The organism is Pseudomonas sp. HLMP, from assembly GCF_046365545.1.
GTDB classification, from domain to species: Bacteria; Pseudomonadota; Gammaproteobacteria; order Pseudomonadales; family Pseudomonadaceae; genus Aquipseudomonas; species Aquipseudomonas guariconensis_B.
Genome location: NZ_JBDLLR010000001.1, coordinates 734,223 through 753,699, shown reverse-complemented (window position 1 = coordinate 753,699; position 19,477 = coordinate 734,223). Strand labels below are relative to the sequence as shown.

The 19,477-nt window shown below is 63.2% G+C and carries 17 protein-coding genes and 1 other RNA gene; 11 read left to right on the top strand and 7 right to left on the bottom strand.

The window, feature by feature from the left end; translation table 11 throughout:
• Nucleotides 1–12 precede the first annotated feature (12 nt).
• The 3 genes from dnaJ to grpE form a co-directional block, all read right to left on the bottom strand.
• The gene (gene dnaJ, locus ABFA30_RS03650; RefSeq protein WP_225790268.1) at nucleotides 13–1,137 is read right to left on the bottom strand and encodes a molecular chaperone DnaJ; all 1,125 of its coding nucleotides are present in this window, start codon (nucleotides 1,135–1,137) and stop codon (nucleotides 13–15) included.
• Nucleotides 1,138–1,347: 210 nt separating this feature from the next.
• Nucleotides 1,348–3,270, bottom strand: coding sequence for a molecular chaperone DnaK (gene dnaK / locus ABFA30_RS03645; protein ID WP_225790269.1), 1,923 nt, complete (start codon nucleotides 3,268–3,270; stop codon nucleotides 1,348–1,350).
• A gap of 101 nt (nucleotides 3,271–3,371) precedes the next feature.
• The gene (gene grpE, locus ABFA30_RS03640) at nucleotides 3,372–3,926 is read right to left on the bottom strand and encodes a nucleotide exchange factor GrpE (RefSeq protein ID WP_225790270.1); all 555 of its coding nucleotides are present in this window, start codon (nucleotides 3,924–3,926) and stop codon (nucleotides 3,372–3,374) included.
• A gap of 192 nt (nucleotides 3,927–4,118) precedes the next feature.
• Here grpE and recN point away from each other — a divergent pair, with 192 nt between their 5' ends.
• Nucleotides 4,119–5,792, top strand: a complete 1,674-nt coding sequence (recN, locus tag ABFA30_RS03635) for a DNA repair protein RecN (RefSeq protein ID WP_225790271.1) — start codon at nucleotides 4,119–4,121, stop codon at nucleotides 5,790–5,792.
• A 148-nt stretch (nucleotides 5,793–5,940) separates the two neighbouring features.
• Here the strand turns inward: recN and fur are convergent, their stop codons facing one another.
• Nucleotides 5,941–6,345, bottom strand: a complete 405-nt coding sequence (gene fur / locus ABFA30_RS03630) for a ferric iron uptake transcriptional regulator (protein WP_225790272.1) — start codon at nucleotides 6,343–6,345, stop codon at nucleotides 5,941–5,943.
• 97 nt (nucleotides 6,346–6,442) lie between these two features.
• Between fur and ABFA30_RS03625 the strand changes: the two genes are divergently transcribed.
• Entirely contained in the window at nucleotides 6,443–6,964 is a 522-nt protein-coding gene (locus ABFA30_RS03625; protein WP_225790273.1) for an outer membrane protein assembly factor BamE, read from the top strand.
• 49 nt (nucleotides 6,965–7,013) lie between these two features.
• On the opposite strand, the gene ABFA30_RS03620 is transcribed toward ABFA30_RS03625, so the two are convergent.
• Both ABFA30_RS03620 and ABFA30_RS03615 read right to left on the bottom strand, forming a co-directional pair.
• Nucleotides 7,014–7,322, bottom strand: coding sequence for an RnfH family protein (locus tag ABFA30_RS03620; protein WP_225790274.1), 309 nt, complete (start codon nucleotides 7,320–7,322; stop codon nucleotides 7,014–7,016).
• Nucleotides 7,315–7,749 (bottom strand): type II toxin-antitoxin system RatA family toxin, encoded by a 435-nt coding sequence (locus tag ABFA30_RS03615; protein ID WP_225790275.1) that lies wholly within the window; start codon nucleotides 7,747–7,749, stop codon nucleotides 7,315–7,317. Before ABFA30_RS03615 ends, ABFA30_RS03620 begins: the two co-directional genes overlap by 8 nt.
• A 162-nt stretch (nucleotides 7,750–7,911) precedes the next feature.
• Here ABFA30_RS03615 and smpB point away from each other — a divergent pair, with 162 nt between their 5' ends.
• Complete coding sequence (gene smpB / locus ABFA30_RS03610) at nucleotides 7,912–8,394, top strand: SsrA-binding protein SmpB (protein WP_225790276.1); 483 nt, start codon at nucleotides 7,912–7,914, stop codon at nucleotides 8,392–8,394.
• Nucleotides 8,395–8,544: 150 nt separating this feature from the next.
• Here smpB and ABFA30_RS03605 read toward each other — a convergent pair whose 3' ends face one another.
• On the bottom strand, nucleotides 8,545–9,312 hold the full coding sequence (locus ABFA30_RS03605) for an FCD domain-containing protein (protein WP_225790277.1): 768 nt from the start codon (nucleotides 9,310–9,312) through the stop codon (nucleotides 8,545–8,547).
• A 255-nt stretch (nucleotides 9,313–9,567) separates the two neighbouring features.
• On the opposite strand from ABFA30_RS03605, the gene ABFA30_RS03600 reads away from it, so the two are divergent.
• The 8 genes from ABFA30_RS03600 (at nucleotide 9,568) to ABFA30_RS03565 (ending at nucleotide 19,471) form a co-directional block, all read left to right on the top strand.
• Nucleotides 9,568–11,238, top strand: a complete 1,671-nt coding sequence (locus ABFA30_RS03600; RefSeq protein ID WP_410045162.1) for a lactate permease LctP family transporter — start codon at nucleotides 9,568–9,570, stop codon at nucleotides 11,236–11,238.
• Nucleotides 11,239–11,307: 69 nt separating this feature from the next.
• Nucleotides 11,308–12,453 carry an FMN-dependent L-lactate dehydrogenase LldD gene (lldD, locus tag ABFA30_RS03595; RefSeq protein WP_225790279.1) on the top strand — a complete coding sequence of 382 codons (1,146 nt, stop codon included), beginning with the start codon at nucleotides 11,308–11,310 and terminating at the stop codon, nucleotides 12,451–12,453.
• Nucleotides 12,454–12,532: 79 nt separating this feature from the next.
• Nucleotides 12,533–15,343 carry an FAD-binding and (Fe-S)-binding domain-containing protein gene (locus ABFA30_RS03590; RefSeq protein WP_368815759.1) on the top strand — a complete coding sequence of 937 codons (2,811 nt, stop codon included), beginning with the start codon at nucleotides 12,533–12,535 and terminating at the stop codon, nucleotides 15,341–15,343.
• Between the two features lie 233 nt (nucleotides 15,344–15,576).
• Entirely contained in the window at nucleotides 15,577–15,870 is a 294-nt protein-coding gene (locus ABFA30_RS03585) for a hypothetical protein (protein WP_225790281.1), read from the top strand.
• A gap of 99 nt (nucleotides 15,871–15,969) precedes the next feature.
• Nucleotides 15,970–16,360, top strand: a transfer-messenger RNA (tmRNA) gene (gene ssrA, locus ABFA30_RS03580).
• Between the two features lie 173 nt (nucleotides 16,361–16,533).
• Nucleotides 16,534–17,739 carry a tyrosine-type recombinase/integrase gene (locus ABFA30_RS03575; protein WP_368815772.1) on the top strand — a complete coding sequence of 402 codons (1,206 nt, stop codon included), beginning with the start codon at nucleotides 16,534–16,536 and terminating at the stop codon, nucleotides 17,737–17,739.
• Nucleotides 17,740–18,200: 461 nt separating this feature from the next.
• Nucleotides 18,201–18,416, top strand: a complete 216-nt coding sequence (locus ABFA30_RS03570; RefSeq protein ID WP_368815773.1) for a helix-turn-helix transcriptional regulator — start codon at nucleotides 18,201–18,203, stop codon at nucleotides 18,414–18,416.
• Entirely contained in the window at nucleotides 18,416–19,471 is a 1,056-nt protein-coding gene (locus tag ABFA30_RS03565) for an AAA family ATPase (RefSeq protein ID WP_410045161.1), read from the top strand. Before ABFA30_RS03570 ends, ABFA30_RS03565 begins: the two co-directional genes overlap by 1 nt.
• Nucleotides 19,472–19,477 lie beyond the last annotated feature (6 nt).

Genomic DNA, 19,477 nt, shown 5'->3' with positions numbered 1-19,477 from the left:
GCCTGTTCCTTGTCAGAGATCGCCGAAGAAGCGCTTCACGCCTTCGAACCAACCGTTGGCCTTGGGCGAATGGGAGCTGTCGCCCTGCAGCGAGTCACGCAGCTCCTCGAGCAGTTCGCGCTGGCGACGACTGAGGTTGACCGGGGTTTCCACGGCCACGCGGCACAGCAGGTCGCCAGCCGCACCACCGCGCACCGGCGCCACGCCCTTGCCGCGCAGGCGGAACTGCTTGCCGGTCTGGGTGCCTTCCGGGATCTTCAGCTTGACCCGACCATCGAGGGTCGGCACTTCCAGCTCGCCACCCAGGGCAGCGTCGGTATAGCTGATCGGCACTTCGCAGTACAGGTGCTTGCCGTCGCGCTGGAAGATCGGGTGCTCGCGCACATTGATGACCACGTACAGGTCGCCGGTCGGGCCGCCGTGGGTACCCGCCTCGCCCTCGCCGGACAGGCGGATGCGGTCACCGGTATCGACACCGGCCGGCACCTTGACCGACAGGGTCTTGTATTCCTCGACCCGGCCTTCGCCATGGCAGGCGCTGCAAGGGTCGGTGATGATCTTGCCTTGACCATGGCAGCGCGGGCAGGTCTGCTGCACCGAGAAGAAGCCCTGCTGCATGCGCACCTGGCCGATGCCGCCGCAGGTCGGGCAAGTGGCCGGGGTGGAGCCCTTCTTCGCGCCGGAGCCGTCGCAAGGCTTGCAGTTGACCAGCGTCGGCACACGGATGTTGACCGTGGTGCCCCGCACCGCTTCCTCGAGGTTCAGCTCGAGGGTATAGCGCAGGTCACTGCCACGCTGGGCACCACCGCGCGAACCACCACGGCCACCGCCGAAGAAGTCGCTGAAGACGTCACCGAAGATGTCGGAGAAGTTGGCACCACCGAAGCCCGCTCCACCGCCACCCATGCTCGGGTCGACGCCGGCATGGCCGTACTGGTCGTAGGCGGCACGCTTGCTCGCGTCGGACAGCACTTCGTAGGCCTCGTTGGCCTCCTTGAATTTCTCTTCCGACGCCTTGTCGCCCGGATTGCGGTCCGGGTGGTACTTCATCGCCAGGCGGCGATAGGCCTTCTTGAGATCCCCTTCGCCGGCGCCACGCTCGACACCCAGGACCTCATAATAATCACGCTTTGCCATAGGTCATTTGCACTCTTGAGGGCGTTCGGCATACCTCTGCGCCTTATGCGCCTTGCCGTCAGCACCTGCCGCCACACACGAATGCGCCCTGACAGATGCCGTAAAAATTCCCGTATTCCAGACACGCCAACGCGGGAGCAAGCCCCCGCGCGGCGACATCCTACCAGCCCAACGCCAAACGGCGCTGGGCTGGCCGACAACGTGCAGGGATTACTGCTTGTTGTCTTTCACTTCCTCGAACTCGGCGTCAACCACGTCGTCGTGCTTGGCTTCCGGTTCGGCCTGCTGGGCGTCACCCTGCGGCTGCTGGGCTTGCTGCTCGGCGTACATCTTCTGGGCAACCGGCGCGGAGACCTTGGACAGCTCCTCGACCTTGGCGTCGATGGCAGCCTTGTCGTCGCCCTTGATGGCCGCTTCCAGGGCCACCACGGCAGCTTCGATCGCGGTCTTCTCCTCGGCGGTCACCTTGTCGCCGGCGTCGGCGACCATCTTGCGAGTCGAGTGGACCAGCGCGTCACCCTGGTTGCGGGCGGCGGCCAGCTCCTCGAACTTGCGGTCTTCCTCGGCGTTGGCCTCGGCGTCACGCACCATGCGCTCGATTTCCTCGTCGGACAGGCCGGAGTTGGCCTTGATCACGATCGACTGGGTCTTGCCGGTGGCCTTGTCCTTCGCGCCGACGTGCAGGATGCCGTTGGCATCGATGTCGAAGGTCACTTCGATCTGCGGAACGCCACGCGGTGCCGGCGGAATGTCGGCCAGGTCGAACTTGCCCAGCGACTTGTTCTGCGCGGCCTGCTTACGCTCGCCCTGCAGCACGTGGATGGTCACGGCGCTCTGGTTGTCGTCGGCAGTGGAGAACACCTGCGACTTCTTGGTCGGGATGGTGGTGTTCTTCTCGATCAGCGGGGTCATCACGCCACCCATGGTCTCGATACCCAGGGTCAGCGGGCTGACGTCCAGCAGCAGCACGTCCTTCACGTCACCGGCCAGGACCGCGCCCTGGATGGCGGCACCCATGGCGACCGCTTCGTCCGGGTTGACGTCCTTGCGCGCTTCCTTGCCGAAGAAGTCGGCAACGGCTTTCTGCACCAGCGGCATACGGGTCTGGCCGCCGACCAGGATCACGTCGTGGATCTTGCTGGCGTCGATGCCGGCGTCCTTCAGGGCGATGCGGCAAGGCTCGATGGTACGGTTGACCAGGTCTTCGACCAACGACTCCAGCTTGGCGCGGGAGATCTTCACGTTCAGGTGCTTAGGACCGGTCGCGTCTGCGGTGATGTACGGCAGGTTGACATCGGTCGACTGAGCGGAAGACAGCTCGATCTTGGCCTTTTCAGCGGCTTCCTTCAGACGCTGCAGGGCCAGCGGATCGTTCTTCAGGTCCATGCCGGACTCTTTCTTGAACTCGTCGACGAGGTAGTCGATCAGGCGCATGTCGAAGTCTTCGCCACCCAGGAAGGTGTCGCCGTTGGTGGCCAGTACTTCGAACTGGTGCTCACCGTCGACTTCGGCGATTTCGATGACCGAAACGTCGAAGGTACCACCACCGAGGTCATAGACGATGACGGTGTGGTCGCCCTTGGCCTTGTCCATGCCGTAGGCCAGTGCAGCAGCGGTCGGCTCGTTGATGATGCGCTTGACGTCCAGGCCGGCGATGCGACCGGCATCCTTCGTGGCCTGGCGCTGGCTGTCGTTGAAGTAAGCCGGTACGGTGATGACCGCCTCGGTGACTGGCTCGCCGAGGTAGTCTTCGGCGGTTTTCTTCATTTTCTTCAGGACTTCGGCGCTGATCTGTGGCGGAGCCATTTCCTTGCCGTTGGCCTCGACCCAGGCGTCACCGTTGTTGGCCTTGACGATCTTGTACGGAACCAGCTTGATGTCTTTCTGCACGACATCTTCTTCGAAACGGCGGCCGATCAGGCGCTTCACGGCGAAGAGGGTGTTGTGCGGGTTGGTGACGGCCTGGCGCTTGGCCGACTGGCCGACCAGGATCTCGCCATCGTTGGCGTAGGCGACGATCGACGGCGTGGTGCGCGCGCCTTCGGCGTTCTCGATGACCTTGACGTTACCGTTTTCCAGGATGGAGACGCACGAGTTGGTGGTCCCCAGGTCGATACCGATGATTTTGCCCATGTTAACTCTCCCGAAACTTGAATTAGGTTGCAGCGACTACATTGGCCAACTGCGGTAATACTTGAATGCTTGACACCTAGATGGGGATGCCCGGAAGGATTTCAAGCCTTTTCATCGATCGATGGCTGAGGTGCCGCTGGCGCCTTGCTGACCACCACCATGGCGGGGCGCAGCAAGCGGCCGTTGAGCAGGTAGCCCTTCTGGAACACTTTGAGCACGCTGTTGGGCTCAACCTCGGCGCTCTCTTCCATGGCCATGGCCTGGTGGTGCTCGGCATTGAACGGTTCGCCGTGCGGGTCGACCGCCTCGAGGTTGTAGCGCTTGAGGGTGTCGTGGAACATCTTCAGGGTCAGCTCGATGCCTTCGCGCATCGGCTTGATGGTTTCGTCGTCGGCACTGGACAGCTCCAGGCCGCGCTCCAGGCTGTCGATCACCGGCAGCAGGTCGCCGGCGAACTTCTCCAGGGCGAACTTGTGGGCCTTCTCGACATCCTGCTCGGCACGGCGGCGGATGTTCTGCAGGTCGGCGGCGGCGCGCAGGGACTGGTCCTTGGCGGCGGCCAGCTGCTCCTCGAGCACCTGTACGCGGGCACCGAGATCCTCTGCACCAGCCTCTTCGGCGTTAAGGTTCTTCTCATCCAGCTGTTCGTCAGCCATCGGGTCTCTCCTCCGCAATTTCGGGTATGCGAGCCAGGCTCGCCTTGTCTGCCGGCTATATGGGGTCGGAAAAACCAGGTTCAAGGGGCAGACGGGTTTTCCGCACGCGCGCGCATTCTCCGAGCGGGCATTGTCAGCCCGGCAAAAAACACTGTATAAATAACCAGACATGACGCTTCGGGAGCCGCCCTCATGCTGGTGCACCTGTCCATCCACAACTACGCCATCGTCGAACACCTGGACCTCGAACTCGCCCGCGGCATGACCGTCATCACCGGCGAAACCGGCGCCGGCAAGTCGATCATGCTCGATGCCCTGGGCCTGACCCTCGGCGACCGCGCCGACAGTGGCGTGGTACGCCCTGGCGCGAGCAAGGCGGACATCCTGGCCACCTTCGATCTCGTCGACATCCCCGAGGCGACGGCCTGGCTCGCCGAACGCGACCTGGACAGCGACGGCCCCTGCATCCTGCGCCGGGTGATCACCGCCGAAGGGCGCAGCCGCGGCTATATAAACGGCACACCCTGCCCGCTCGGCGACCTCAAGGCCCTTGGCGAACTGCTGATCGACATCCACAGCCAGCACGAGCACCAGTCACTGCTCAAGACCGACACTCACCGTCGCCTGCTGGACGAGTACGCCGGCGCCATCGACCTGTCCCGCCAGGTGCACCTGGCCGCCCAGCGCTGGCGCCAGACCCGCCAGGAACTGGAGCGCCTGTCCAACTCCGGCGACGAACAGCGCGCCCGCCACCAACTGCTCAGCTACCAGCTGGAAGAGCTGGACAACCTCGGCCTTGGCGAGAACGAGCTGGAACAGCTGGAGCAGGAGCACAAGAACCTGACCAATGCCGAGGCGCTGTTCGGCATCTGCCGCCAGGTCATCGACCAGTGCAGCGAGAGCGACTCGGGCAACGTGCTCAGCGCCCTGACCGCCAGCCTCAACCGCCTGACCGCCGTGGCCAACGCGCCCAAGGCCCTGGGCGAGGCGGTCAACCTGATAGCCAGCGCGCAGATCCAGGTCGAGGAAGCGGTCGGTGAGCTCAACCGTTTCCTCGACCATTTCGACGCCGACCCCATGCGCCTGCAGGCCCTGGAGGAGCGGCTCGACACCATCTATACCCTAGCGCGCAAGCACCGCGTGCACCCGACCGAGCTGCCGCACCTGCAACAGCGCCTGATGGAAGAGCTGGAAGGGCTGAACGCCAGCGACGAGTCGATCGAACGCCTGGGCGAGGAGCTGGCCGCCTACGCCCAGCACTACCAGGAGAAGGCTGGCGAGCTGAGCGCCTTGCGCCAGCAAGCGGCCAGGCAACTGGCCACTGCCGTCGAGCAGGAGATCCAGCGCCTGGGCATGCCCGGCGGGCGCTTCTGCATCGAACTCACGCCCAACGAAGGGGGCGAACTGTCGCCCCATGGCCTGGAACAGATCGAACTGCTGGTCAGCGCCAACCCCGGCCAGCCGCTCAAGGGCCTGGCCAGGGTGGCGTCGGGTGGCGAACTGTCACGTATCAGCCTGGCGATCCAGGTGATCACCGCGCAAACCTCACGCATCCCGACCCTGGTGTTCGACGAGGTGGACGTGGGCATCGGTGGCCCCACCGCGGAAATCGTCGGCCAGTTGCTGAGGCGCCTGGGCGAGCGCGGCCAGGTACTGACCGTGACCCACCTGCCGCAGGTGGCAGCCCAGGGGCATCGCCACCTGTTCGTGCACAAGGTGCGTCACAGCGACACCACCCATACCGCCGTCGCCAACCTGGGCAAACGCGAGCGGGTCGAGGAAGTGGCGCGGATGCTCGGCGGCATCGACCTGACCAAGGAATCACTGGCCCATGCGCGCAAGATGGTGGTGTCTGGCAAGGCCTGACAGTTGTCGCCCGGCGTTCCTGAATCGAAACGGGCTCGTTGAACCTGGCAAATGCCAGGGGCTACGAAGCGGCCCCAAAGACGGCTGGCACCCCAAAAGCACAAAGGCGACCCGAAGGCCGCCTTTGCTTTAGATAACGAACAAATCGTTACTTTTTCTTGCGCACATACAGGACCAGGTTATGGTCCACCAACTCGTAACCATGGTCGGTCACGATCTGTTTCTGGCGCTTCTCGATCTCGGTATCCACGAACTCGATGACTTCACCGGTATCCACGTTGACCATATGGTCGTGGTGGCCGCTATCAGCCAGCTCGAATACCGCGTGACCGCCGTCGAAGTTATGGCGAACCACCAGACCCGCCGCTTCGAACTGGGTCAGGACGCGATAGACGGTCGCCAGACCGACGTCCTCGCCAGCTTCCATCAGCGCCTTGTAGACATCCTCGGCGCTCATGTGACGCTGCTCGGTGGAGTCGAGCATCTGAAGAATCTTGACTCGAGGCAGGGTCACCTTGAGACCGGCTTTGCGCAATTCGCTATTTTCAACCATGGTCAGCTTTCTCGCCGATGCTGCTTCGCAGCTTCTCTTAATACGGGTATGATCGGGGTTTACGTTGTCCAGCCAAGATAGTGGAAGTCGCCCACCGATGCAAAACACCAAGCTCTTGCTAACCAGCCTCACCTTCGTGGGACTGCTCGCACTCGCCGGTTGCTCGTTTCCCGGGGTTTACAAAATCGACATCCAGCAGGGCAATGTCGTTACGCAAGACATGATAGACCAATTACGCCCCGGAATGACCCGCCGGCAAGTAAGGTTTATCATGGGCAACCCACTGATCCAGGACACCTTCAACACCAACCGCTGGGATTACCTCTACAGCCTGCAGCCCGGCGGCGGCCAGCGCCAGCAGGAGCGCATGAGCATCTTCTTTAACGACAGCGACCAGTTGGTAAGCCTGTCTGGCGACTTCATGCCAGGCGTGAGCCGCGACCAGGAGATCCTCGGCGGCAGCGGCGACACCACCGTCAGCCCGGCCACCGAGCCGAGCCAGCCCGAAGAGAAGCCGGCCAAGCCAGGCTCGCTGGAAGAATCCATCCAACGCGAGATCGACACCATCGAGACCACTCCGGTCCCGACGCCGGCACCGCTGGAAACCTCCCCGCAGTAAGCTGTCTGCCATTGGGGCCGGGCACGGCCCCAATGGCGACGTTCAGCCCTCAGGCGCCGCGCTGCGCCTTCGCCTTGGCGGCTCGCTGCTTGCGCACTTCCTTCGGATCGACGAGCAATGGCCGATACACCTCCAGGCGATCGCCCTCCTCGACCGTGCGCTCAGCGGGATCGCTGACCACCTTGCCAAAAATCCCCACCGGGCAGGACGCCAGGTCAAGCCCCGGCACCTGTTCGCCCAGGCCCGACAGGCGCAATGCGTCCCTGACACGGGTCCCTGCCGGCACCTCGCAGGCCAGCAGCCACTGGCGCTCGGCCGTGGCGTAGGCGACTTCGATGTTCACGAGGGCCTCAGGCATTGAGTTGCTTGGCCCGCTGGCAGAAGGCATCGACCAGGGTATTGGCCGCCTGGTTGAACAACGGGCCGAGGGTGGCACGCACCAGGGGCCCGGCATAGTCGAAGGACAAGTCAAGGCTGATCTTGCAGGCCTTTTCGCCCAATGGCTTGAAGATCCACAGGCCATGCAGCTGGGTGAACGGCCCTTCCTCCAGGTTCATCTCGATCGATTGCCCCGGCACCAGCACATTGTTCGTGACGAACTGCTGGCTGATCCCGCCCTTGGCCACTTCCAGCTTCGCCCGCATGTGCGTATCGCTGACCTCGAGCACCGTCGAGGCCGAGCACCAGGGCAGGAATTGCGGGTAACTGGCCACATCGTTGACCAGATCGTAGAGCGCCTGGGCGGGGTACGGCAGCAGGGCGGAGCGTTGAATATGGGTAGTCATCCAGGCGTCACTTCCAAGACTGGGCGGCAGCGCTTCTCAGCGCATCGAAAACGGTTCTGTTCAACAGAACAGGGTCTGCATTGTCCGGGATTCGTCCTACAGGCTCAAGCACACCTAAACCCCATAGCCGGCGGCGCGGCGACTCCCTATAATGCCGCCCCTATGGCTAAGCAAAAGAAACATCCGACCGGGACCATCGCGCTGAACAAGAAGGCGCGACACGATTACTTCATCGAGCACAAGTTCGAGGCCGGGCTGGTCCTGTCTGGCTGGGAAGTAAAGAGCCTGCGGGCCGGCAAGGCGCACCTGACCGACAGCTACGTGCTGCTCAAGGATGGCGAAGCCTGGCTGTTCGGCAGCCACATCACCCCGCTGACCACCGCCAGCACCCACGTCATCGCCGACCCTACCCGTACTCGCAAGCTGCTGCTGAACAAGCGCGAGCTCGAGCGCCTGGAAGCGGCCGTGGCGCAAAAGGGCTACACCTGCGTGGCCATGGCGCTGTACTGGAGCAAGCACCTGATCAAGTGCGAGATCGCGCTTGGCAAGGGCAAGAAGGAATACGACAAGCGCGACACCCAACGCGAGCGCGACTCCAACCGCGAGATCCAGCGCGCCGTGCGCAGCAAAGGCCGCGACGAGTAGGCCTGTTCTGGCCCAGGGGACGGCGACGCTCACACATCATGTGCCATGCAGAGGGCTCTGTGAGAGATTACCCAGCCTTTGGGCTGCACAGCAGCCCCAAGGCTCCAGGCACCGTCTGACTAGCCAGCCCCAAGGCCTCCCGGCAATGCCCTAGCAGCCGTTGCGCCGCTCCGCCCGCGCCACCCGCCGGGCCTCCTGCTGCGCCTCCTGCAACACTTCCTGCACATACAGGATGTGCCGGCTCGACACCTCCCGGGCATCGTCCGCCCGCCCCTCGACAATCGCCTGATACAGCTCGCGATGCTGGCTGATCAGCATGTCGCGGGTCTCCGCACGCTGCTGGTACATGCCGCCGATATTGGTCACCACGTTGCGCTTGAGCAGGTCGAACAATCCGCGGATGGTGTGCAGCAACACCGCGTTATGGCTGGCCTCGGCAATGGCCAGGTGAAAACGCGCATCGGCCGCCCCTTCCTCCGCCCGACTGACCTCGTCGGCCCGTGCATAGCAGTCCTGCAAGGCGTCGAAAGCCGCCTTGAGCCGGTCGCGGTCCGGCTCGGTGGCGCGCTGGGCGGCATAGTAGGCGCAGGAAGCCTCCAGGGTGTGGCGGAACTCGAGCAGGTCGCGCTGGGCCTCGGGGCTGTGCTCGAGCAATTGCAGCAGTGGGTCGCTGAAGGTCGAGCCCAGCGTCTCGGCGACATAGTTGCCACCGCCCTGGCGGCTGACCAGCAACCCCTTGGCCACCAGCTTCTGGATCGCCTCGCGCAACGAAGGGCGGGACACGCCGAACTGCTCGGCCAGGGCGCGCTCGGCTGGCAAGCGCTGCCCCGAGGTCAAGGTGCCCTCGAGAATCATCCCTTCCAACCGATCGACGATGTCGTCGGACAGGCGCCGCTGGCGGACCTGATCAAAAACCATCACATGCTCTCCACAAACCCCGCGGATTCCGGGGGGCGCCTATTCTGGCCCATCCGCGCCGCCTCGACACCCATCAGATGACGATTTTCCAGGGCTACCAGATACCCGCTCATCGATATCCGACCAAAGTTTTCCCCAGGACAAATTGACACGGCCACAACCACGCTTTTAACCTAGCGACCAGTCATTGTAAATTGGTCTTACCAATTATCCAATGCCAGTGCTTGACCAACAACAATTAGGGGCCATCCCACTATGCAAACCTGGCAACAGCTCTATACCCCCCTGGGGAGCCTTGGCCTGTCCGCTCTGGCGGCCGTCATCCCTATCGTGTTCTTCTTCCTCGCCCTGGCCGTGTTCCGCCTCAAAGGCCATGTCGCCGGCAGCATCACCCTTGCCCTGTCGATCCTGGTGGCGATCTTCGCCTTCCAGATGCCTGTCGACATGGCGCTGGCCGCCGCCGGCTATGGCTTCCTCTACGGCTTGTGGCCCATTGCCTGGATCATCGTCGCCGCGGTGTTCCTCTACAAACTCACGGTCAAGAGCGGCCAGTTCGAGGTGATCCGCAGTTCGGTGCTGTCGATCACCGACGACCAGCGCCTGCAGGTGCTGCTGATCGGCTTCTGCTTCGGTGCCTTCCTCGAAGGCGCCGCCGGTTTCGGCGCCCCGGTGGCCATCACTGCCGCGCTGCTGGTAGGCCTGGGCTTCAACCCGCTGTACGCCGCCGGCCTGTGCCTGATCGCCAACACCGCGCCGGTAGCCTTCGGCGCACTGGGCATCCCGATCATCGTCGCCGGCCAGGTGACCGGCATCGACGCCTTCGACATCGGCGCCATGACCGGTCGCCAGCTGCCGCTGCTGTCGCTGTTCGTGCCGTTCTGGCTGGTGTTCATGATGGATGGCGTGCGCGGCGTGAAGGAAACCTGGCCTGCCGCCCTGGTGGCCGGCCTGAGCTTCGCCGTCACCCAGTACTTCACCTCGAACTTCATCGGCCCCGAACTGCCGGACATCACCTCGGCCCTGGCCAGCCTGATCGCCCTGACCCTGTTCCTCAAGGTCTGGCAACCCAAGCGCTCGTTCGCCGAAGCCAAGGGCAGCGTCGGCGCCGCCGTGGTCAGCACCGGCGGCAGCCAGCCTTCGCCCTACAGCCTGGGCGAGATCTTCAAGGCCTGGTCGCCGTTCCTGATCCTCACCGTGCTGGTGACGATCTGGACCCTCAAGCCGTTCAAGGCCGCGTTCGCCCCGGGCGGCGCGATGTACGACTTCGTGTTCAACTTCGCCATCCCGTACCTGGACCAACTGGTGATGAAAGGCGCGCCGATCGCCGCCACCCCGACCGCGATCGCGGCCGTGTTCAAGTTCGACCCGATCTCCGCCACCGGTACCGCGATCTTCATCTCCGCGCTGCTGTCGATGGCCGTGCTGAAGATCAACGTCAAAACTGGTCTGACCACTTTGAAGGAAACCTTCTGGGAGCTGCGCTGGCCGATCCTGTCGATCGGCATGGTCCTGGCCTTCGCTTTCGTCACCAACTATTCGGGCATGTCCTCGACCATGGCCCTGGTCCTGGCCGGCACCGGCGCCGCGTTCCCGTTCTTCTCGCCGTTCCTCGGCTGGCTGGGCGTGTTCCTGACCGGTTCCGACACCTCGTCCAACGCCTTGTTCGGCTCGCTGCAGGCCACCACTGCTCACCAGATCGGGGTCAACGACACCCTGCTGGTGGCCGCCAACACCAGCGGTGGCGTGACCGGCAAGATGATTTCGCCACAGTCCATCGCCGTGGCCTGCGCCGCCACCGGCCTGGTCGGCAAGGAATCGGACCTGTTCCGCTTCACCGTCAAGCACAGCCTGTTCTTCGCCACCATCGTCGGCCTGATCACCCTGGTCCAGGCCTACTGGCTGACCGGCATGCTGGTTCATCACTAAAGTGAAAGGGGCCGGGCGCGCCCTGTCGCGCCCGGCAGCCGCCCCTCTCCACCTTTGCAGCGAGACCCCATGATCATTTCCGCCTCCACCGACTATCGCGCCGCGGCCCAACGCAAGCTGCCCCCCTTCCTGTTCCACTACGCCGACGGTGGCGCCTACGCCGAGTACACCCTGCGCCACAACGTCGAGGACCTGGCCGGCATCGCCCTGCGCCAGCGCGTGCTGAAGAACATGTCCGAGCTGAGCCTCGAGACGCGGCTGTTCGACGAAACCCTGAGCATGCCCGTGGCCCTGGCCCCGGTCGGCCTGACCGGCATGTACGCCCGCCGTGGCGAGGTCCAAGCAGCCCGTGCGGCAGCGGCCAAGGGCATTCCCTTCACCCTGTCGACGGTATCGGTGTGCCCGATCGAGGAAGTCGCCCCGGCCATCGACCGGCCCATGTGGTTCCAGCTGTACGTGCTCAAGGACCGCGGCTTCATGCGCAACGCCCTGGAGCGGGCCAAGGCCGCCGGGGTCAAGACCCTGGTGTTCACCGTCGACATGCCAGTACCCGGCGCCCGCTACCGCGATGCCCATTCCGGCATGAGCGGCCCGAACGCCCCGCTGCGCCGCGTCTGGCAGGCCATGACCCACCCGCAATGGGCGCTGGATGTCGGCCTGCTGGGCCGCCCGCACGACCTGGGCAATATCTCCAAGTACCGTGGCAACCCCACGGGCCTGGCCGACTACATCGGCTGGCTGGGCGCCAACTTCGACCCCTCCATCTCCTGGAAGGACCTGGAATGGATCCGTGAATTCTGGGACGGCCCGATGATCATCAAGGGCATCCTCGATCCGGAAGATGCCAAGGACGCGGTGAAATTCGGCGCCGACGGCATCGTCGTCTCCAACCACGGCGGCCGCCAGCTCGACGGCGTGCTGTCCAGCGCCCGGGCCCTGCCGGCGATCGCCGACGCGGTCAAGGGCGACCTGACGATCCTCGCCGACTCCGGCATCCGCAGCGGCCTGGACGTGGTGCGCATGATCGCCCTGGGCGCCGACAGCGTGCTGATCGGCCGCGCCTTCCTCTACGCCCTGGCCACCCACGGCGAGGCCGGGGTGAAGAACCTGCTCGACCTGTTCGAGAAGGAGATGCGCGTGGCCATGGTGCTGACCGGCGCCAAGTCCATCAGTGAAATCACCCGCGACTCGCTGGTCCGCGAACTGGGCGCCTGATAGCCGCGCCCCACGACACACCGCCTGATTGACCGGGACACGCGGCGCACCAGACGCCGCGGCCCCGCGAGGAGATAGCATGAGCCTGCCCGCCGCGTTCCTGCGTGATGTCGAGCGCCTGATCCCCGCCGAACGCCGTTTCGACGACCCGACCTCGACCCTGGCCTTCGGCACCGACGCCAGCTTCTACCGGCTGATCCCCAAGCTGGTGGTACGTGTCGAGTCCGAAGACGAAGTCGTCGGCCTGATCCACCTGGCCCAGCGCGAGCGCGTGCCGGTGACCTTCCGCGCCGCCGGCACTAGCCTCTCCGGCCAGGCCATCAGCGACTCGGTGCTGATCGTCCTCGGCGACAACTGGGGCGGCAAGGAAATCCGCGGCCAGGGCGAACAGATCCGCCTGCAGCCCGGGGTCATCGGTGCCCAGGCCAACGCCTGGCTCGCCCCCTACGGGCGCAAGATCGGCCCCGACCCGGCCTCGATCAATGCCTGCAAGATCGGCGGCATCGTCGCCAACAACGCCAGCGGCATGTGCTGCGGCACGGCGCAGAACACCTACCACACCCTGGCCGGCATGCGCCTGGTACTGGCCGATGGCACCCGCCTGGACAGCGAGGACCCGGCCAGCGTCGCGGCGTTCGAGCAGAGCCACGCCGACCTGCTGGAAGCCCTCGCCCGCCTCGGCCGCGAGACCCGCGCCAACACGGCGCTGGCCGAGCGGATCCGGCACAAGTACCGGCTGAAGAACACCACGGGGCTGTCGCTCAATGCACTGGTGGACTACGACCAGCCGCTGGACATCCTCCAGCACCTGCTGGTCGGCTCCGAAGGCACCCTCGGCTTCATCAGCGCGGTCACCTACGACACCGTGCCCGACCACCCGCACAAAGCCAGCGCGCTGCTGGTCTTCCCCAGCGTGGAAAGCTGCTGCCGCGCCGTCACCGTGCTCAAGCGCCAGCCGGTTTCCGCCGTGGAACTGCTCGACCGCCGCAGCCTGCGCTCGGTCCAGGACATGCCAGGCATGCCCATCTGGGTGAAAGGCCTGTCGGGCAATGCCTGCGCCTTGCTGATCGAGTCCCGCGCGGGCAGCCAGAGCCTGCTGCATGAGCAGTTGCAGCAGATCATGGCCTCCATCGCCGACTTCCCGCTGGAGCAGTGCGTCGACTTCAGCGAAGACCCGGCGGTGTACAACCAGCTGTGGAAAATCCGCAAGGACACCTTCCCCGCCGTCGGCGCCGTGCGCCAGACCGGCACCACGGTGATCATCGAAGACGTCACCTTCCCCATCGAGCAACTGGCCGAGGGCGTCAACCGCCTGCTCCAGCTGTTCGACAAGCACCGTTACGACGAGGCGATCATCTTCGGCCATGCCCTGGAGGGCAACCTGCACTTCGTCTTCACCCAAGGCTTCAACAGCGCCGAGGAAGTGGCGCGCTACCAGGCCTTCATGGACGACGTGGCGCAGTTGGTGGCGGTGGAGTTCGGCGGCTCGCTCAAGGCCGAGCACGGCACCGGCCGCAACATGGCGCCCTTCGTCGAACTGGAGTGGGGCCATGACGCCTACCAGCTGATGTGGACGCTCAAGCGCCTGCTCGACCCCAACGGCATCCTCAACCCCGACGTGGTGCTCAGCGAAGACCCAGACATCCACCTCAAGCACTTGAAGCCCCTGCCGGCCGCCGACGAGATCGTCGACAAATGCATCGAGTGCGGCTTCTGCGAGCCGGTATGCCCCTCCAAGGGGCTGACCCTGAGCCCACGCCAGCGCATCGTCATGTGGCGTGACATCCAAGCCAAGCAACGCGCCGGCCTCGACACCCGCGAATTGCTCGAAACCTACCAGTATCAGGGCATCGACACCTGCGCCGCCACCGGCCTGTGCGCCCAGCGCTGCCCGGTCGGCATCAATACCGGCGAGTTGGTGAAGAAGCTGCGCAGCCAGGCCGCCGGGCACGACAAGGCCGCCGACTGGCTGGCCGGGCACTTCCACACCGCCCTGCGCGGTGCCCGCCTGACACTGGCTGCCGCCAACGGCGCACGCAAGCTGCTCGGCGCCCCGCGCCTGAGCCGCCTGAGCACATCCCTGAGCAAGGCCAGCAAAGGCCGCCTGCCCCAGTGGACCCCGGCCATGCCCCAGCCCCTGCGCCCGGTGGCATTCGGGCCGGCGGGCAACGACGCCCGCCCGCGCGTGGTGTACCTCGCCGCCTGCGTGTCACGGGTGATGGGCCCGGCCTACGCCGACCGCGAACAGAGCTCGCTGCTCGACAAGACCCGCGCCCTGCTGGAGAAGGCCGGCTACCAGGTGGTATTCCCCGACAACGCCGACAACCTCTGCTGTGGCCAGCCATTCGCCTCCAAGGGCTACCCGGAACAGGCCGAGCACAAGCGCCAGGAACTGATCAACGCCCTGCTCCACGCCAGCCGCGGCGGCCTCGACCCGATCTACTGCGACACCAGCCCCTGCACCCTGCGCCTGGTCCAGGACCTGGGCGACACCCGCCTGGACCTGTACGACCCGGTGCGCTTCATCCGCACCCACCTGCTCGAGCGCCTGGAGTTCACCCCTCAGGACGAACCGGTGGCCGTCCACGTGACCTGCAGCACCCAGCACCTGGGCGAGAGCCAGGCGCTGATCGACCTGGCACGGCGCTGCAGCAAGCAGGTGGTGATCCCCGAAGGCATCCATTGCTGCGGGTTCGCCGGCGACAAGGGCTTCACCACGCCAGAGCTCAATGCCCACTCCCTGCGCAGCCTGAAGGACGCGGTGCAGTATTGCAGCGAAGGTATCTCCACCAGCCGCACGTGCGAGATCGGCTTGTCGAGCCATAGCGGGATCGACTACCACGGCCTGGTCTACCTGGTGGACCGCGTGACACGCCCACGTAGCCTCTGACCCTCGGAGCCGCTGGCAAGCCAGCCCCCAGAATCCTCTGCATGGCGCACGACCCGTGCGCCCCATTGGACCTGTGCAAGCCGGCTTGCCGGCGAATGGGCCCGAAAGCTCACCACGTCATCCACCGCCCAAACGACACCGCCCCGAGCCATCACCCCGATGGAACCCCCGCAAATCCCCCGCAGTCCACCGATCAGGCCCACCTTCCAGAGGCCTTCCAGAAGGAGACACCCATGAAAGGTACTGCGCTTTCCGCCCTCTTCGCGGCCGCGACCCTACTGGCCTCGCCGGTGTTCGCCGACGAGGACCTCTGCACCCTCAACCTGCAGAAGATCGACGACAACATGGCCACCATCGGCGCCACCTCCGAGGGCCTGGACAAAGCCATCACCGAGCACGTCGACAAAGCCAAGGCAGCCCAGGCCGCCGGCGACACCAAGGAATGCATCGCCATCACCAGCAAAGTGCTTGAGCGCATGGAGAAAACCGACAAAGGCAGCGGCCCCTCCGGCGGCAGCGGTGCCTGAGCGCCGCGCGGGCGACCGGACCAGCAGTCGACGTCGCCCGCACAAAGGCGTATACTCCACCGCACGTGTCGAAAGGCACGTCAGCTAGAGCTGGTGCGTGGGGCCGATTAGGATTCGACGCCGGTAGCGAAACTCTAGGTGCATGCCGAGTTGGTAACAGAACTCGTAAATCCACTGTTGCAACTTTTATAGTTGCCAATGACGAAAACTACGAGGGCTACGCTCTCGCTGCGTAAGCAGCCGAGCCCGCTCTCCTGGTAGCTTCGGCTCCAGCAATCACCAGGGGATGCCTGTAAACCCGAAGTGATTGTCATACAGAACAGGATCGCCGCGTAGTACGTTGTGGACGAAGTGGCTAAAACTTACACAACTCGCCCAAAGCACCCTGCCCGTCGGGCGGCTGCGGGTTAACTCAGTAGACACGGCTAAGCATGTAGTACCGACAGCGGAGTACTGGCGGACGGGGGTTCAAATCCCCCCGGCTCCACCAATTTTTCTTCCCAGGAAGACCCAGAAAAGCCGTAAAGTCTAGAGAAATCAAAGCTTTACGGCTTTTTTCTTGCCCACGCTTTCCCACCTAATCCCAGGGCATCCCACAGTTGACGGGGGCATATATGGGGGCATAAAACGCTCATCAGCTCGCTCGTAGAGGATGTGCCCCCAATGCCCCTGAAAGACACCAACTGCCGCAACGCTAAGCCCCAGGAGAAATCGTACCGCCTGTACGACGAACAAGGTTTGTACTTAGAGGTGCAGCCCAACGGAGGCCGTTACTGGCGCGTAAAGTACCGCTTTCTGGGAAAGGAAAAGCGCCTAGCGCTTGGTGTTTATCCTGAGGTCAGCCTGCAGGAGGCCCGGCGCAAGCGTGATGACGCTCGCGTTCAGCTTGCCGGTGGCCAAGACCCTTCGCTGCAAAGACGCATGGCCAAGGTGGTCAGCCAGCTCGATCACCAACACACCTTTGAATCGGTCGCAAAGCAATGGCTCACTATTCGCGAGTCAACCTGGAATCCGGAGTACACCCGCACGGTACGGCAGCGCCTTGAGCTCAATGCCTACCCCTGGTTGGGAAAACTCCCGATCAGCAGCATCAGCACACCCATGCTGGTCGAAAACCTGCAGCGCATCATCAAGCGTGGCGCTCGCGAGACTGCGCGTCGTGTTGCCCAGATCTACAAACAGATTTTCGAGTTCGCCGAAGCTGCCGGTATCACCCCACCCAACCAGATTGGGAATCTCTCTCGTACGCTCCCAGCCAAGCGGGTGAAACACTTTGCTGCCGTGACTGATCCTGAAAAACTCGGTGCACTGCTCAAAGCGCTGGATAGCTACACGGGGACACTGCCTGTTTGTTGTGCACTCAAACTGGCCCCGTTGCTGTTCTGCCGGCCCGGTGACCTGCGCCACATGGAGTGGTCAGAGGTCAACCTGGATGCTGGCGAGTGGTTGATTCCCGGTCACAAGATGAAAGGGCTCACTGTCACCAAACAGGATCGACCGGACCATCTGGTCCCGCTCAGCCAACAAGCAATTGTGGTTCTGCGCGAGCTGAAACCACTCACTGGCAGGCACCGATACGCCTTTCCCTCTGCTCGAGGAGGCGACCGACCGATGTCCAACAATGCCGTCCTCAGCGCGTTGCGCCGCATGGACATTAGCGGCGACGAAATGACAGGGCATGGCTTTCGTGCGACAGCGAGAACCATAGGTGCTGAAGTGTTGGGGTTTCGCCCAGATCTCCTGGAGCATCAACTCGCTCACACAGTTAAAAATCCGCTGGGACGTGCGTACGATCGAACCACTTTCTTGCCGGAGCGCCGCGAAATGATGCAGACATGGGCCGACTATTTAGACTCGATAAAGAGCTAAACGCTCTGTCAACTGTGCCCTTGGTCAGGCCAATATCTACCCAACCAAGGAGAGGAGCATGCGAGTTGCTATCGAACATGCTCGCATGTTAAAAATCGTTCGTCCCAAGCGGTCCCTATCGATCCGCAACGGTCCGCCACGTCGCTTTGGTAACGACGTTAAAAACTTTTGCCTCGTTCGCATTCGCTGATCGGGCCGCATCAACTGCCATCGGTTGATTTGCGCATCTGACATGAACGCCCTCAGTCCGTTCTGCCCCTAGAAGCCTTACGGCCCTAGAATTTCTGTAGCCCACAACGACCTCCGACGCTACCGAACATTAATCTCGGAAACGCGCATATACCTATGCGTATGGCAAATGCCCGTGCTCGCTATATAGCCAGCCGATATCCGTCTTTTACCCTTTTTAGCAGTAGTGCCGGAGGACGCTGCGTCACGCTTCAGGACTAGGACTCAAACCTATGGCAATGCACGTTAGCAATTTTGACGACGTCGGCTACGATGACAAAATTCTTCGTTTACGCGATGTCGAGGCAATCGTCGGCTTAAAACGCTCAACAATTTATCGCAAAATATCGGAGGGCCATTTCCCGCGCCAACGCCTTTTGTGCGGCTCCAGCGTCGGCTGGCGTAACAGTGAAATCCAGGCTTGGATTCGGCAAAGGGAGGCGCTGTAATGCAGCTCCGAACACCTCAACAGCCGGCCTGGATGGTAGAACTCACCGCGGCAGTAGATATCCCAGTGGAAAAAATCCAGTGGATATGGCCAGGCTGGTTGCCAAGGGCAAAGCTCTCCATTCTTGCCGGCGCAGGTGGATGCGGTAAAACCACACTTGCGATATCGCTGGCCGCCACACTCAGTAGAGGTGGTGACTGGCCAGACGGCAGCAAATGTGAGATCGCAGGCAACATCGTAGTTTGGAGCGGCGAGGATGGTATAGCTGACACGATCATTCCTCGCCTTACGGCTGCAGGTGCCGACCTAACCCGCGTGCACATCATCGAGGGGCTCAGTGATCAGCGTGGGAACAGACGACAGTTTGATCCTGCAGCCAACTTTGCCCTTTTGAATGAGGCAGCCGCACGGATTGACGGCGTTTCATTGCTGATTTTCGACCCACTGATCAATCTCATTCGTGGGGACATGCACCGAGCCAACGAAGTTCGGCAGGGACTACAAATGGTGGTGGATTTTGCCAAACAGCATTGCTGCTCCGTGCTCGGTATATCTCACCTCAGCAAAAGCGCCTCTCAGTCCTCTGTAGCTGATCGAGTCATCGGCAGCCAGGCATTCTCAGCACTTGCTCGCACGGTACTGGTGGCCGGGAAAGCTAATAATTCTGAAGCTCGGGTGCTTGTCCGTGCCAAGTCGAACGTTTCGATCGATATAGGGGGGATAGAGTATTTCGTTGAGCCCATCGTGATAGACAAGCAGCTGGAAACAACCTGTATCCGGTGGGGGCAGGCCGTCGAAGGAAGCGCTGAAACTATTTTGGCGGATATCGAGCGAACGGGTGGGGCGAGAGCAGTATCAGCGACTCAGGAAGCTTGCAGCTTTCTTGAAACCACGCTGCAAGCAGGTCCTGTTTCAATCACTGCGCTGCAGTCTTTAGCTGAGGAGTCATGCATCTCTTGGGCATCAATTCGTAGAGCGCAGAAACAGCTAGGTATCCGCTCATGCAAGGTGGGCATGCAAGGCGGATGGGTATGGGAGCTGCCCACCGCCCCCTGAAGGTGC